The organism is Streptomyces sp. NPDC058632, assembly GCF_042717095.1.
In the GTDB taxonomy this organism is placed as follows: Bacteria; Actinomycetota; Actinomycetes; order Streptomycetales; family Streptomycetaceae; genus Streptomyces.
In genome coordinates, this window is sequence record NZ_JBHXQZ010000057.1 from 1 (window position 1) to 14,280 (window position 14,280).

The 14,280-nt window shown below is 72.8% G+C and carries 15 protein-coding genes; 11 read left to right on the forward strand and 4 right to left on the reverse strand.

Annotated features, from left to right (window positions below; translation table 11 throughout):
• Positions 1-92: 92 nt before the first annotated feature.
• Both ACFWVE_RS21610 and ACFWVE_RS21615 read right to left on the reverse strand, forming a co-directional pair.
• The gene (locus tag ACFWVE_RS21610) at positions 93-692 is read right to left on the reverse strand and encodes a DedA family protein (protein WP_384016369.1); all 600 of its coding nucleotides are present in this window, start codon (positions 690-692) and stop codon (positions 93-95) included.
• Positions 693-784: 92 nt separating this feature from the next.
• The gene (locus ACFWVE_RS21615; protein ID WP_384016304.1) at positions 785-1,558 is read right to left on the reverse strand and encodes an MBL fold metallo-hydrolase; all 774 of its coding nucleotides are present in this window, start codon (positions 1,556-1,558) and stop codon (positions 785-787) included.
• Positions 1,559-1,641: 83 nt separating this feature from the next.
• On the opposite strand from ACFWVE_RS21615, the gene ACFWVE_RS21620 reads away from it, so the two are divergent.
• From ACFWVE_RS21620 to dnaK, 6 genes are all read left to right on the forward strand, one after another.
• Positions 1,642-2,043: a hypothetical protein gene (locus ACFWVE_RS21620; protein WP_384016306.1), complete on the forward strand. Its 402-nt coding sequence runs from the start codon at positions 1,642-1,644 to the stop codon at positions 2,041-2,043.
• 173 nt (positions 2,044-2,216) lie between these two features.
• Positions 2,217-4,292 carry a phage holin family protein gene (locus tag ACFWVE_RS21625; RefSeq protein WP_384016308.1) on the forward strand — a complete coding sequence of 692 codons (2,076 nt, stop codon included), beginning with the start codon at positions 2,217-2,219 and terminating at the stop codon, positions 4,290-4,292.
• A gap of 100 nt (positions 4,293-4,392) precedes the next feature.
• Positions 4,393-4,929, forward strand: coding sequence for a hypothetical protein (locus tag ACFWVE_RS21630; protein ID WP_384016310.1), 537 nt, complete (start codon positions 4,393-4,395; stop codon positions 4,927-4,929).
• A 175-nt stretch (positions 4,930-5,104) separates the two neighbouring features.
• Positions 5,105-5,533, forward strand: coding sequence for an OsmC family peroxiredoxin (locus tag ACFWVE_RS21635; RefSeq protein WP_384016312.1), 429 nt, complete (start codon positions 5,105-5,107; stop codon positions 5,531-5,533).
• A gap of 170 nt (positions 5,534-5,703) precedes the next feature.
• Positions 5,704-6,432 (forward strand): glycerophosphodiester phosphodiesterase family protein, encoded by a 729-nt coding sequence (locus ACFWVE_RS21640; protein ID WP_384016314.1) that lies wholly within the window; start codon positions 5,704-5,706, stop codon positions 6,430-6,432.
• 107 nt (positions 6,433-6,539) lie between these two features.
• Positions 6,540-8,411: a molecular chaperone DnaK gene (dnaK, locus tag ACFWVE_RS21645; RefSeq protein ID WP_384016316.1), complete on the forward strand. Its 1,872-nt coding sequence runs from the start codon at positions 6,540-6,542 to the stop codon at positions 8,409-8,411.
• On the opposite strand, the gene ACFWVE_RS21650 is transcribed toward dnaK, so the two are convergent.
• Entirely contained in the window at positions 8,405-9,268 is an 864-nt protein-coding gene (locus ACFWVE_RS21650) for a helix-turn-helix domain-containing protein (protein ID WP_384016318.1), read from the reverse strand. The two genes, dnaK and ACFWVE_RS21650, sit on opposite strands and share 7 nt — an antisense overlap.
• Positions 9,269-9,488: 220 nt before the next feature.
• Here ACFWVE_RS21650 and ACFWVE_RS21655 point away from each other — a divergent pair, with 220 nt between their 5' ends.
• Both ACFWVE_RS21655 and ACFWVE_RS21660 read left to right on the forward strand, forming a co-directional pair.
• Positions 9,489-9,614 carry a hypothetical protein gene (locus ACFWVE_RS21655; RefSeq protein ID WP_384016320.1) on the forward strand — a complete coding sequence of 42 codons (126 nt, stop codon included), beginning with the start codon at positions 9,489-9,491 and terminating at the stop codon, positions 9,612-9,614.
• Between the two features lie 6 nt (positions 9,615-9,620).
• Complete coding sequence (locus ACFWVE_RS21660; protein ID WP_384016322.1) at positions 9,621-10,049, forward strand: hypothetical protein; 429 nt, start codon at positions 9,621-9,623, stop codon at positions 10,047-10,049.
• Here ACFWVE_RS21660 and ACFWVE_RS21665 read toward each other — a convergent pair.
• A complete protein-coding gene (locus ACFWVE_RS21665; RefSeq protein WP_384016324.1) occupies positions 10,031-10,879 on the reverse strand; it encodes a helix-turn-helix domain-containing protein in 849 nt (282 codons plus the stop codon). The two genes, ACFWVE_RS21660 and ACFWVE_RS21665, sit on opposite strands and share 19 nt — an antisense overlap.
• 179 nt (positions 10,880-11,058) lie before the next feature.
• On the opposite strand from ACFWVE_RS21665, the gene ACFWVE_RS21670 reads away from it, so the two are divergent.
• From ACFWVE_RS21670 to ACFWVE_RS21680, 3 genes are read left to right on the forward strand one after another with little or no spacing between them, the layout of a single operon-like run.
• Complete coding sequence (locus tag ACFWVE_RS21670) at positions 11,059-11,418, forward strand: 4a-hydroxytetrahydrobiopterin dehydratase (RefSeq protein WP_384016325.1); 360 nt, start codon at positions 11,059-11,061, stop codon at positions 11,416-11,418.
• A 5-nt stretch (positions 11,419-11,423) separates the two neighbouring features.
• Entirely contained in the window at positions 11,424-12,212 is a 789-nt protein-coding gene (locus tag ACFWVE_RS21675) for a class I SAM-dependent methyltransferase (RefSeq protein WP_384016327.1), read from the forward strand.
• Between the two features lie 38 nt (positions 12,213-12,250).
• Positions 12,251-14,146 carry a rhamnogalacturonan lyase gene (locus ACFWVE_RS21680; RefSeq protein ID WP_384016329.1) on the forward strand — a complete coding sequence of 632 codons (1,896 nt, stop codon included), beginning with the start codon at positions 12,251-12,253 and terminating at the stop codon, positions 14,144-14,146.
• The last annotated feature ends 134 nt before the right edge of the window (positions 14,147-14,280 follow it).

Genomic DNA, 14,280 nt, shown 5'->3' on the forward strand with positions numbered 1-14,280 from the left:
GCGGGGCCCGGTGCCTGGCCTGACCGCCGACCCCCGCCGCGCCCGCCCCCGCCCCCGCCCCCGCCCCCCCCCCCGCGGGGGGGGGCGGCGGGTCACCGCGTCGCCGCCCGCCCCCGCAGGTAACGCCACGCGCCCGGAGCCGTGCTGATCAGGACGGTCAGGACGATCGCCGTGAGCACGCCCTGCCAGGGCTCGTCGAACAGCGAGCCGCCGAGGACGCCGATCAACTGGTACGTCGCCGCCCAGGCCAGGCAGGCCGGCAGGTTGCCGCGGACGAAGCGGCGGAGGGGCCAGTCGGCGAGCAGGCAGGCCAGCATCACCGGAAGGCGCCCCGCCGGCACCAGCCGGGACAGCACCAGCACCGAGACGCCGTGGTCGGCGAGTTTCTCCCGCGCCTGATTCAGCCGGTCCTCCGGCGCCCGCGCCCGGATCGCCTCCAGCCAGCGCGAGCCGTTCCGCGACCGCATCCCGCGCCGCCCCAGCCAGTAGAGCGCGATGTCCCCGAGGAACGCGGCCAGCGACGCCGTCGCGAACACCAGCACCATCGAGATCGGTGCCGCCCGGTGGAAGGCGACCACCGCCGCCGAACTGACCAGCGCCCCGGTCGGCACCACCGGCACCAGCGCCCCGATCAGCACCAGCAGGAACAGCGAGGGGTACCCGAGCGCCTGCTGGGTGGTGCCCGGAGCCATCGTCGCCGGTACCGTCGGCACCGCCGCCGAGGCCGCGGCGGACAGGACGGACAGGTGCACACCGGCCGCCTGTATCAGGGCGGCGGGCAGGATCACCGTGGGACCCCCAGGCGCACGCTCTCCCCGTGCCCCAGCCGGTGCACCGGCACCCCGGGCGCCTGCATGGCCGCCCGCCGCACGAACTCGTCGCCCGGCGAGTGGAATTCGTGCGGACGCACGGCGTCCATGCCGATCGGCCAGTACGTGCCGTAGTGCACCGGCACCGCGTTGCGCGCCCCCAGCCGGGCCAGCGCCTCGGCCGCCCGCGCCGCGTCCAGGTGCTCCTCGCCGAGGTACGGACCCCAGCCGCCCACCGGCAGCAGCGCCACGTCGACCGGTCCGACCTCCTCGGCCATCGCGTCGAACAGCCCGGTGTCACCGGCGAAGTACGTCCGGGCCTCGCCCTCCATGACGTAGCCGAGGGCGGGGGAGCGGTGCCGCCCGAGCGGCAGCCGCCGCCCGTCGTGCCGGGCGGGCACCGCCCGTACGACCAGGTCGCCCGCCGTCAGGACATCGCCGGGCGCCACCTCGCTCACCCTGAGATGCCTGAGCCGGCGCAGCCCCGGCACCGCACGGTGCGCGCCCCGGGGCACGAGCAGGTGCGTGCCCGGGGCGAGCAGGGCAAGCGACGGCACATGCAGATGGTCGGCATGCAGATGGGAGACCAGTGCCAGGTCCGCGTGCCGGGCATCCGGCGGCGGCAACGCGCCGCGCCGGCGCCGCAGATGCGCGAGCCGACGGGCGAACAGGGGATCGGTGATCACGCGCGTGTGCGCATCCTCGACCGTGCAGGTGGCGTGCCCCCACCAGGTGATCTCCACCGGCACCGCTTCTCCTCCTTCTGCGACTCCCCGAAGCCTACGCGCAGGAGTAGGGTCGGCGGCGAAGTCCGGAGGTGAGGGGGGACGCCATGGGGCCGGTGCGGGTGATCGCGATCGCGAGTCTGACGCCGTTGGAGGAGCTGGACGCCGATCCCTTCCTCGTGGACTCCCGCAGCCAGCACGCCATGTGCGCCCGCTGGGCCGGCGAGCGCGGGTACGTGGTGACCCGGGAGCTGCTGGTGCGTGGCCTGCGCCCCGACCACTGCGTGCTGTGGGACGGCGTACGGTCCGGCTCCGACCTGTTCGTGGCCCCCAGCCGCCGGGTGCTGGAGAGCGCCCTGTCCTGCGTCGAGGAGTTCACCGCCGAGTGCGCGCGGCGCGGGGTGCGCGTGGAGACCGTCGGCCACGCCGAACCGCTGTACGACGCCGCGATGAAGGCCCGGGTGCACCGCCGCCTGTCCATGCCGACGGCGGGCTACGACGGCCGCTGAGGACCGCGCGCCCGGTTCCGGGGCGCCGCCCGTTTCCGGCCGCACGCTTTTGCCCGTCGGTTTCCGGGGGACGAAACGGCACGTCCGGGCGTTGTGGCAGGGTGTGGGTACGGCGGGGGCCGGTTCGCGGGCCGCCCTGGCGGCAACGGGCCGGGACGTGAGGTGGACTGGGTGTGAGTGGCGTGCGGTGGCGACGGATCGCCAGTCAGATCGGGCGGAGCGTCACGGTGTGGGCGGTCGCCACCCTCACCATGCTGGTGCTCGCCGGCATCCTCCCCGACTTCCGGCTGCGCTCCGCCGACGGCGACAGCGCCACCGACATCGCGGTCACCGCCGCGCTCGGCGCCGGCGCCTTCGGCCTGCTGTCGGCGCTGGTGTGGCCGCTGCTGGTGCGCCTGCTGCTGCTCGTACCGGCGCTCGTCCTCGGCCTGCTGGTGTTCTTCCTCAACGGCGCGCTCCTGCTGGTGGCGCTGCGGATCACCCCGGTCGAGCGCGGCACCGCCGCCTGGGAGACCGCGATCGTGGTCGCCGCCGTGATGTCCGCCGTCGCCTCCGCCACCGGAGCCGCCCTCGCCGTGCGCGACGACGACGCCTACCGCCGCCGCCTCTACCGCCTCGCCGACCGCCGCCGGCGCACCACACCGCCCGTCCCGGCCACCCCCGGCACCGTCTTCCTGCAACTGGACGGCGTCGGCCACGACGTCCTGCTGCGCGCCGTCGGCGAGGGCCTGATGCCGACCGTCGCCCGCTGGCTCGGCACCGACGACGCCGGCCTTCCCCACTCCCACCGGCTCACCCCCTGGCGCACCGACTGGTCCAGCCAGACCGGCGCCAGCCAACTCGGCATCCTGCACGGCAGCAACCACGACGTCCCCGCCTTCCGCTGGTACGAGAAGGACCGCCGGGAGGTGATGGTCTGCAACCGCCCCACCAGCGCCGTGGAACTCCAGCAGCGTGCCGTCCGGAACGCCGGACACCCCGGACTGCTCGCCGACGACGGCGCCAGCCGCGGCAACCTGTTCAGCGGCGGCGCCGACGAACAGGCCCTGGTGCTGTCCATCGCCGCCCGCCGCCGCAGCCGCGAGAACCGCTCCCGCTCCGGCTACTTCGCCTACTTCTCCGACCCGGCCAACGCCGTGCGCACCGCCCTGTCCTTCGCCGCAGAGGTGACCCGCGAGATCGGCCAGTCCACCCGCGCCCGGTGGACCAAACAGCTCCCGCGCGTGTCCCGCGGCGGGCTCTACCCCTTCATACGGGCCTTCGCGACCGTCGTCGAGCGGGACGTGGTCGTCTCCGCCGTCATGGGCGACCTGCTCGCCGGCCGCACCTCCGTCTACGCCGACCTGGTCGCCTACGACGAGGTGGCCCACCACTCCGGACCCGCCGGCCGGGACGCCGAGAAGGTCCTGCAACGCCTCGACCGCTCCCTCGCCCTGATCGAGCACGTCGCCGAACACGCCCCCCGCCCCTACCGGATCGTGGTCCTCTCCGACCACGGCCAGAGCCCCGGCGAGACCTTCCGCTCCCGCTACGGCCTCACCCTCGGCGACCTGGTACGGGCCGGCTGCGGACTGCCCGTGCCACGCCGCGCCCGGCGCACCCACAGCGGCGCCGAGGCCCGCGCGGCGGTCCGGGCGGCGCTGCGCCGCCCGGTCGAGGAGGGCATCGAGCAGCACCGCCCCTCGCGCGACTCCGAGCCCGTCGTCCTGGCCTCCGGCAACCTCGGCCTGGTCTCCTTCCCGGACGTGCCGCACCGGATGACCAGGGAGGAGATCGACGCCCGCCACCCCGCCCTGCTGCCGACCCTCGCCAACCACCCCGGCATCGGCTTCCTGCTCGTCGGCAGTCGACGGCACGGCGGCGTCGTGCTCGGCGCGCACGGCGCGGAGATCCCCCTGGACGAACTCGACGACGACCCCGGGCCGCTCGCCGTGTTCGGGCCGGGCGCCGCCGACGCCGTACGCCGCACCCACTCCTTCCCGCACACCGCCGACATCATGGTCAACTCCTTCCACGACCCCGACGACGGCGAGGTGCTCGCCTTCGAGGAACAGATCGGCTCCCACGGCGGCCTCGGCGGTGACCAGTCCCGCCCCTTCCTGCTGTCCCCGCTCGCGCTGACCGCACCGGTCCCCGACGGGGAGGAGCTCGCCGGCGCCGAGCAGGTTCACCACGTACTGCGCCGCTGGCTGAAGGAGTCGGACGACTCCGGGCTGAAGACGGATCAGGACCGGGAACAGGCGGCCTAGGACGGGCGACGGCCGCCGGGGCGGATCGCCCATGTGCCGCCGTACGCGGGGTATACGGGACGGATCGTGGTTGTCCCGAGCGTCCGAGGAGGTACGTGCCGTGCCCGCCGTCAAGCGTTGGCTCGACCGAAGTCTTTTTGCCCAGGCGATGGTGATCTTCCTGCTGGGCGTGGGGATCACCGCCCTGTTCCGCAGGGACGAGCATCCCGTGATCTGGGTCGTGCAGGCCGCGTTGTGCACCGGTGTCGCCGTGGCGGTCCTGGCCGCCCAGCGTCGCCGTGCCGTACGGGCGGCGGGCGTCGGTCCGGGAGCGGTCGCCGACCTCAACCGCCGGATACGGCGTGGTGAGGTGCCGCAGGACCCGGAGGAACGAGCGGCCATGCGGCGGCTGGCCGACGACCAGCTCGACAGCATGCAGCGCGCGGGCCGGTGGTTCCCCTACTGGCTCGCCCTGATGGGACTCGTCGCTGTCGGCCTGCTCGTTCTCGGCGTCGTCAGCGGCTCCGTGGTCCCCTCGGTGGCCTTCGCCGTCAGCATGCTCGGATTCCTCTGGTGGGTCGTATGGATGCGCCGCCGCTCGATGCGTCGTCTCCGTACGGCGCGATCGGCGTCGGAGAGTCCGGGCGAACGCGTGTGACGGCCCGCCCCCGTCGGCGGCGCGCCGCCCGCCCTCACCGCGAGGGCGCCGGTCCTGCGGCCGCGTCGAGCCGTAGTGTGATCGGATAGGGCCGGGAACCCGGTGGCCCGGGAGTCTCCCGACCGCTTTCCTCCCCGGCCGGACACACGGCCGGACTTCTTCGAAAGGATGCGTCATGGCAGCCACGCGCTCCGCACACACCGTCTGGGAAGGCAACCTCATCAAGGGCAACGGGGTCGTCACCTTCGACTCCTCCGGCAGCATCGACGAGCAGCCGGTCACGTGGGCGTCGCGCGCCGAGGAGGCGAACGGCAAGACCAGCCCCGAGGAGCTGATCGCCGCCGCGCACTCCAGCTGCTACTCGATGGCCTTCTCCAACATCCTCGACAAGGCGGGCAACCCGCCGACCCGCCTGGTGACCTCCGCCGACGTCACCTTCGTGCCCGGTACGGGCATCACCGGCATCCACCTCACCGTCGAGGGCACCGTCCCCGGCCTGGACGAGGCGGCCTTCCTCGCCGCCGCCGAGGACGCCAAGGTCAACTGCCCGGTCAGCCAGGCGCTGAAGGGCACCGAGATCACCCTGACGGCGAAGCTCTCCTGACCCGCTCGCCCCGCACGTAGAGGACGTACGGACACACCCGCAGGCCGCTCCGCAGGGGGCGGCCTGCGCCGCGTCCGCGTCCCCTGCCTCGACGACCCCGGCCTCGAGACCTCGAAGATCCTGGAGACCTAGAGGATCCTGGAGACCCCGAAGACAGGGAGCCGCCCCGTATGACGTCACGGCCCGCCGTCTCCGCGCACCGGGGAGGTTCCGAACGCGCCGCGCCCGCGACCCGGGAGGCCTACGAGGACGCCCTGCGGTCCGGCGCGGAGTACGTCGAGTTCGACGTACGGCGCACGGCGGACGGGATCTTCGTCGTCCACCACGACGCCCGCGCGGGACGCACCGGCCCGCCGCTGGCCACGCTCACCCACGCCGAACTCTGCGCGCGCGCCGGATACCCCGTTCCCGTCGTGGACGACGTCATGGAGCTGATCGCGGGAAAGCTCGTCGGGCATCTCGACCTGAAGGAGACCGGGCACGAGCGGGAGCTGATCGACCGCGCGATCGCCCTGCTCGGCCGGGACGGCTTCGTCGCCACCAGCCTGGAGGACCGTTCCGTCGCCGCGATCACCACGGCCTTCCCCGGCGTACGCACCGCGCTCTCCCTGGGCCGGGACGGCACCGGGGTCCCGCGGGCCCGGCTGGCGCGCACCCGGCTGAGCGAACTGCTGCCCATGCGGCGGGTCCGTGCCTGCGGCGCCCACGGGATCGCGGCGCACCAGCGGCTCGCCCGCGGCGGGGCGCTGCGCGAGGCGGCCCGCAACGGACTGTTCACCATGGTGTGGACGGTCAACGACGCCGCCCCGATGCGCGCCTTCCTCACCGACCAGCGTGTGGACGTACTGATCACCGACCACCCCCGCCGCGCCGTGGAACTGCGCGCGGCGAGCGGTTGAGGTCGGGTGACGAACGGTCCGGGCGAACTATTGACAACAGCGCGCTCAAGTTTTCTGCTGGAAGCCTGGAAGTCCGAAGAGGTGTGCCCTGGCGGAAGGGGACAGCGATGGGACGTGCGGTCGGAATCGATCTGGGGACCACGAACTCGGTGGTGGCCGTGCTGGAGGGCGGTGAGTCCACGGTCGTCACGAACGCGGAGGGCGCCAGGACCACCCCCTCCGTCGTGGCCTTCGCCAAGCACGGGGAGGTGCTGGTCGGTGAGGTGGCCAAGCGGCAGGCCGTGACGAACGTCGACCGCACCGCCCGCTCGGTCAAGCGCCACATGGGCGACGGACAGTGGCACTTCCCGGACCAGGGCTCCGTGGACGGCACCCGCTACCGGGCGCAGGAACTGTCCGCCCGCGTGCTGCAGAAACTGAAGAGGGACGCCGAGGCCTACCTCGGCGAGGACGTCACCGACGCCGTGATCACCGTACCGGCGTACTTCGACGACACCCAGCGGCAGGCCACCAAGGAGGCCGGGGAGATCGCCGGACTGAAGGTCCTGCGGATCATCAACGAGCCCACGGCGGCGGCCCTCGCGTACGGCCTGGACAAGGAGAACGAGCAGACCGTCCTCGTCTTCGACCTGGGCGGCGGCACCTTCGACGTGTCGCTCCTGGAGATGGGCGACGGCGTCATCGAGGTCAAGGCCACCAACGGCGACACCCGGCTCGGCGGCGACGACTGGGACCAGCGGCTCCTCGAACATCTCGCGCAGAGCTTCAAGGGCCGGTACGGCATCGACCTGACGCGGGACAGGATGGCCGTGCAACGGCTGCGGGAGGCCGCGGAGAAGGCCAAGATCGAGCTGTCCTCCTCCTCCGGGACCACCGTCAACCTGCCCTACATCACGGCCACCGCCGACGGCCCGCTGCACCTGGACGAGAAGCTCACCCGGGCCCAGTTCCAGGAACTCACCGCCGACCTGCTGGAGCGCTGCAAGAAGCCCTTCCACCAGGCCGTGAAGGACGCCGGGGTGAAGCTCTCCGCGATCGACCACGTCATCCTCGTCGGCGGCTCCACCCGGATGCCCGCCGTCACCGACCTGGTCCGTGAACTCACCGGCAAGGACCCGCACAAGGGCGTCAACCCGGACGAGGTCGTCGCCGTCGGCGCGGCACTCCAGGCGGGCGTCCTCCGCGGTGACGTGAAGGACGTGCTGCTCCTCGACGTCACCCCGCTGTCCCTGGGCATCGAGACCAAGGGCGGCATCATGACCACGCTGATCGAGCGCAACACGACCATCCCGACCCGGCGTTCGGAGACCTTCACCACCGCCACCGACAACCAGCCCTCGGTCGGCATCCAGGTCTACCAGGGCGAACGCGAGATCGCGGCGTACAACAAGAAGCTCGGCGTCTTCGACCTCACCGGTCTGCCCCCGGCCCCGCGCGGCGTCCCGCAGATCGAGGTGGCCTTCGACATCGACGCCAACGGGATCATGCACGTCTCCGCCAAGGACCTCGCCACCGGCCGGGAACAGAAGATGACCGTCACCGGCGGCTCGGCACTGCCCAAGGACGACATCGACCGCATGATGCGCGAGGCCGAGCAGTACGCCGACGAGGACCGCAGGCGCCGTGAGGCCGCCGAGACCCGCAACCAGGCCGAGCAGCTCGTCTACCAGACGGAGAAGTTCATCCAGGACAACGAGGACCGGATCCCCGCCGGCACCAGGACCGAGGTGGAGGCCGCCGTCGCCGAACTGAAGCCGCTGCTGGAGAAGCCCGCCGACACGGCCGCCCTGCGCGCCGGCGCCGAGAAGCTCGCCGCGGTCAGCCAGCGGATGGGCCAGGCGATGTACGCCCGGGCCGACCAGGAGTCCACCGGTGACGCCGGGCAGCACACCTCACCGCAGGAGGAGGAAGGTGTCGTCGACGCGGAGATCGTCGACGACGAGGGCGCGGGGAGCAGCGGGCGCGGGGGCGCTCAGTAGCTGTCCCGGAACTCCCGCAGCAGCTTCTGTGTGTGCTGGGTGGAGGCCGCCCGCGCCGTCATGTGGTCCAGCACCTCCAGGTGCACCGAGACCTCCTTGCGGGAGTCCAGATACAGCGCGCCGGTCAGGTACTCGGTGAACACCATGTCGGGCAGTTCCGGCTCGGCGAACCGGAACAGCGAGAAGGGCGCGTACGTCCCCGGGTGGGGGCCGTCGGCGAACTCGGCGACCTGGAGGGTGATCCGGTCCCGCTCGGACCACTCCAGCAGCTTGTCGAACTGCTCGCGCATCACCCGGCCGTCGAGCGACACCGGGCGTCGCAGGACCGTCTCCTCCACGATCACCCACAGGTGGGGCGGATCCCGGCGCTCCAGGAGCCGCTGCCGCTCCAGCCGCAGCGACACATGCCGCTCGACGGCCCCCGGCCCCTGGTTCCCGATCGTCCCGGCCTCCATGACGGCACGCGCGTAGTCCTCCGTCTGCAGCAGCCCCGGCACGAAGTGCGGCTCGTAGGACCGGATGACACGGGCGGCGCCCTCCAGGCTCACGTACAGGCTGAACCACTCGGGCAGTACGTCGTGGAATCGCTGCCACCAGCCAGGACGGTTCGCTTCCTCCGCGAGCTCGATGAAGGTGGCCGCCTCGCTCTGGGACACCCCGTACGCCGTCAGCAGGATCTGGATGTACGGGATCTTCAGTGCGACCTCGGCCGTTTCCATGCGCCGGACGGTCGCGGGAGCCACCCGCAGGACGCGGGCGGCCTCCTCACGGGTGAGGTCCGCCGTCTCCCGCAGCTCCTGCAGCCGCCTGCCGAGTACCACTTGGCCCACCGTGGGTGCGGCCCGCCGTTCACTCACGCCACGTCTCCCCAACGCACCCCGACACACGATCAGTCTGCCATGCCCGCCCGACCCTCTCACGGGAGGAGGCCGGACGCCCTCGTTCCGGGCGCCCGGGTCATGACGTCCGGGGTAATCGACCGCGACCCGTCGCAGACGGGATCGTGGACGCACCGGCCCAGGGACCCGGCTGACAGGCAGGTGGGCAGCATCCGGAGCGCGGTATGCGGTATGCGGTATGCCGTATGCGGTGCGCCGCGGCCTTCAGCCCGTGACCGGGCCGCCCCGGACCGGTCTCGACCCCGACCCCGACCCCGACCCCGACCCCGACCCCGACCCCGACCCCGACCCCGACGGAGGGTGATCCATCATGTCCGCGACCCAGCTCGCCGCACTCACCCGGACCTCCGGCCCGCAGTCCGCGCTGCGCCGCCTCCTGGTCCTCGACACCGCCGTGACCGGCGTCAACGCACTCGCCTACCTCGCCCTCTCCGGCCCGCTCGGCCGTTTCCTCGGCGTCGGCCCCGGCCTGCTGACCGGGCTCGGCGCCCTCCTCGCGGTGTACGCGGCCGGCGTGGGCCTGCTGGCCTCGCGCCGATGTCCGCCGACGCTCGGCGTCCGAGCCGTCGTCGAAGTCAACCTCGCCTGGGCGGTGGTGAGTTGCGTCGCCCTCGTGCTGTGGCTCGAGCCGAGCACGGCGGGCGCGGTGTGGACGGTCCTCCAGGCGCTCGTCGTGGCCGGTTTCGCCCTGCTCCAGCACATGGCACTGCGGGTTTCTCGTCAACTCAGCCAGGAGTGAAGGTACTTGGCCGTCGCGGGATCGGCGGGGAGAAGGGTCTCCACAGCCAGCTCGGCGACGGTCACGTCCATCGGTGTGTTGAAGGTGGAGATCGACGACACGAACGACAGGATCCGGCCCTCGTGCTCGATGCGCATCGGCAGCGCGAAGTACGCCACGGACGCCGACTCCTCCTCCCCGTCCGCTGCCCCGGCCCCCTCGGCCGAGTCCGGCTCGGGTTTTGGCACCGGGAACGCCGCGACCTCCTCGTACAGCGCCCGCAGCGGTGCGGAGCGGCGGAGCGCGATCTGCCGCCCCATCTGCTCCAGCAGATGCCCGCGCCATTCCCGCAGATTCCGGATCCGGGGCGCGAGACCCTGCGGGTGCAGCGTGAGCCGCACCGCGTTCAGCGGCGGTACCAGCAGCGACTCCGGTACCCCGTCGAACAGCATCATGATCCCGCGGTTGGCGGCCACGACGTCGTACATCGCGTCCACCACCAGCGCCGGATACGGCTCGTATCCGGCGATCAGCCGCTCGATGCCCTCGCGCAGCGCCTCCAGCGCCGGGTCGTCCAGCGGGGTCTCGGGGAACCGGGGCGCGTAACCGGCCGCCAGCAGCAGCGCGTTGCGCTCCCGTACCGGGACGTCCAGGTGCTCGGCCAGCCGCAGCACCATCTCCTCGCTGGGCCGGGAGCGGCCGGTCTCGACGAAGCTGATGTGCCGGGCGGACGAGTCCGCGCGCAGCGCGAGCTCCAGCTGGCTGACCCGCCGCTGCTCCCGCCAGGCCCGCAGCAGCGGACCCACGCCTCCGGCGGCGGGGGTGGTGGTGCCGGGCGTCAGAGTGCTCATGCCGGGACGGTAGCCGAGAAGACGCCGTACGGGGGAGCCGTACCTTCGGAACCGCCCTCCGACCACCCCCGGCCTCCTGCGCAGGGTCCGGCGGCACGTCCTGTGGCACGCTGGGCGGAGAGAAACCCCGACCGCCCCGGGGGACGGAACCGTCACGGGGGGACAGAGGAGCGCAGCCCATGCCCGCCGAACCCGCCGCATCCGCCGAACCCGCCGCATCCGCCGCATCCGCCGCATCCGCCGCACCGCTGTCGCCGAAGGAGATCGAGGAACGGCTGACCGGCCTGCCGGGCTGGTCGCTCGACGGCGGCCGGCTCACCCGTTCCTACCGGCTCGGCTCCCACTTCGCGGCGACGGCGATGGTCGTCCACGTCGCCCAGGTGCAGGAGGAACTCGACCACCACTCCGACCTCACCCTCGGCTACAACACCGTGTCCGTCGCCGTCCGGACGCACGGCGCGGGTGGCGCCGTCACCGCGAAGGATGTCGAACTGGCGCGCAGGGTGCAGGACTTGGCCCCCGGTCACGGTGCACACTGAGGCGTGTGCTCGACTACGACGAGGAAGCGGGGCGGTACGACGCCTCACGCGGGGGTGAGCCCCGGGCCGCGGCCGCCGCGCAGGCGGTGCTCGACCTGATTCCCCCCGGGGCGCGCGACCTGCTGGACATCGCCTGCGGCACCGGCATCGTGACCCGGCGCTTCCCCGTCGTCCGTGCCGGCCTGCGGGTGGCCGGCGTCGACCTCGCCCCGTCGATGACCCGGATCGCCGCAACCCGTCTGCCCGGCACCGTGGTCCGCGCAGACAGCCGTCATCTGCCGTTCGGTGACGCCCGGTTCGACGCCGCCGTCAGCGTGTGGCTGCTGCACCTCCAGTCCGGCCCCGAGGACGTGCGGGCGCTCGTCGGCGAGTGCGCCAGGGTCCTGCGGCCCGGCGGTGTCTACGTCACCACCGTCGACAAGGCCGCCTCGCACAATGTGGGCAGCGACATCGACGCCGTCCTCTCCGCCCGCCCGCGCGGCCCGGTGCGCGACAGCGCCGCCGACGTGGCGGCCTGCGCCGCCGAACATGGCCTTGTCCCGGCCGGACGGACCGTCTTTCGGGGCCACGGGCAGGGCCGCAGCCCTCGCCGCACCATCGCCGACCTGCGCCGCGGCTGGTTCGTCACCCTGCCCCCCGGCTCCCCCCTCGCCGACGCCTTCGCCGCCCGCCTCGCCGCCCTCCCCGACCAGGACCGCCCCCGCCCCGACCCGGTCTTCCGGCTACGGGCGTTCCGAAAGCCGCCGACGTCCCTTGCGGGGGGCGGCAACCCAACAGGGACCGGTGACGACTGAAAGGCGGAATCCCCCCGCCCTCCCTGGAGGTTCGTCCCGTGAAGCACCCGCACAGGCATCCGCGGAAGCACGCGCACAGGTCAGGCGGACGCCGGTTCGTCCTTCCCGCGGTCCTCACCGCCGTGGCCCTCGCCGGGGCCGGGCTCACCGGGCTCGGCGCCGGTACCGCCGAAGCCGCCACGGCACGCCAGGTCGAGGCACTCGACCGGGGCGTGGTCAGTGTGCACAACGGCAGCGGCAACCTGGTCGGCTGGCGCTGGCTCGCCACCGACCCGGACAACGTCTCCTTCAACGTCTACCGGGCCGGTACGAAGGTCAACGCCGGCCCCGTCACCGGCTCCACCACGTTCTTCCACTCCGGCGCCCCGTCCCACGCCGACTACACCGTCCGCGCCGTCGTGAACGGCGTCGAGCAGGGCGACTCCGTGCACGCCGTCCAGTTCCGCGCCGGCTACAAGGACGTACCCATCTCCCCGCCGGCCGGCGGCACCACCCCGGACGGCGTCTCCTACACCTACGAGGCCAACGACGCCTCCGTCGGGGACCTCGACGGCGACGGCGCCCTCGAGTTCGTCCTCAAGTGGCAGCCCACCAACGCCAAGGACAACTCCCAGTCCGGCTACACCGGCAACACGATCGTCGACGGCATCCGGCTCGACGGAACCCGGCTGTGGCGCATCGACCTGGGCCACAACATCCGTTCCGGCGCCCACTACACCCAGTTCCAGGTGTACGACTACGACGGCGACGGCAAGGCCGAGGTCGCCATGAAGACCGCCGACGGCACCCGGGACGGGGCCGGCGCCGTCATCGGCAGCTCCTCCGCCGACCACCGCAACTCCGGCGGCTACATCCTGTCCGGCCCCGAGTACCTGACCATGTTCAACGGGCAGACCGGCAGGGCCATGGGCACCGTCGACTACGTCCCCGCCCGCGGCACCGTCTCCTCCTGGGGCGACTCCTACGGCAACCGCGTCGACCGCTTCCTCGCCGGCACCGCCTACCTCGACGGCGCCCGGCCCTCCCTGATCATGGCCCGCGGCTACTACACCCGTTCCGTCGTCGCCGCCTGGGACTGGCGAGGCGGCGCCTTCACCCGCCGCTGGACGTTCGACACCAACTCCTCCACCAACAGCGGCAAGGGCTACGACGGCCAGGGCTCCCACAGTCTCTCCGTCGGCGACGTCGACAACGACGGCAGGGACGAGATCGTCTACGGCGCGATGGCCGTCGACGACAACGGCAACGGCCTGTGGACCACGAAGACCGGTCACGGCGACGCCCAGCACCTCGGCGACCTCGACGCGTCGACCTCCGGCCTGGAGTACTACAAGGTCTCGGAGTCGACCTCCCAGCCCGCGGCCCTGTACGTCAACCCGGCCAACGGATCGGTCCGTTGGAAGCTGTCCGCCTGCTGCGACAACGGGCGCGGTGTCGCCGGTGACATCTGGCCGGGCAACTCCGGCCCCGAGATGTGGTCCTCCTCCGACGGCTCCGTCCGCGACGAGGGCGGCGGCACCAAGGGCCGCAAGCCGTCCTCCGCCAACTTCCTTTCCTGGTGGGACGGCGACCCGGTGCGTGAACTCCTCGACGGCACCCGCATCGACAAGTACGGCACCTCCTCCGACACCCGCCTGCTGACAGGGTCCGGAGTCGCCTCCAACAACGGCACCAAGGCCACCCCCGTACTGTCCGGCGACATCCTCGGCGACTGGCGCGAGGAGGTCGTCTGGCGCACCGGCGACAACACCGCGCTGCGCATCTACTCCACCCCGCACGACACCAACGTCAAGATCACGACGCTGCTCCACGACACCCTGTACCGCACCTCGCTGGCCTGGCAGAACACCGCCTACAACCAGCCGCCGCACACCGGCTTCTTCATCGGTGACGGCATGCCGACCCCGCCGCGTCCGGCGGTCTACACACCCTGAGGACGCGGACCCCGAACAGGACCGCGGGGGGGGGGGGGGGCGCCCCCCCCCCCCCCCCCCCCCCCGGGCGCCCACCGCCCCCCCCGGCCCCCCCCCCCCGCCCGCCCCCCCCCCCCGGCCGCGGCCCCCCCCCC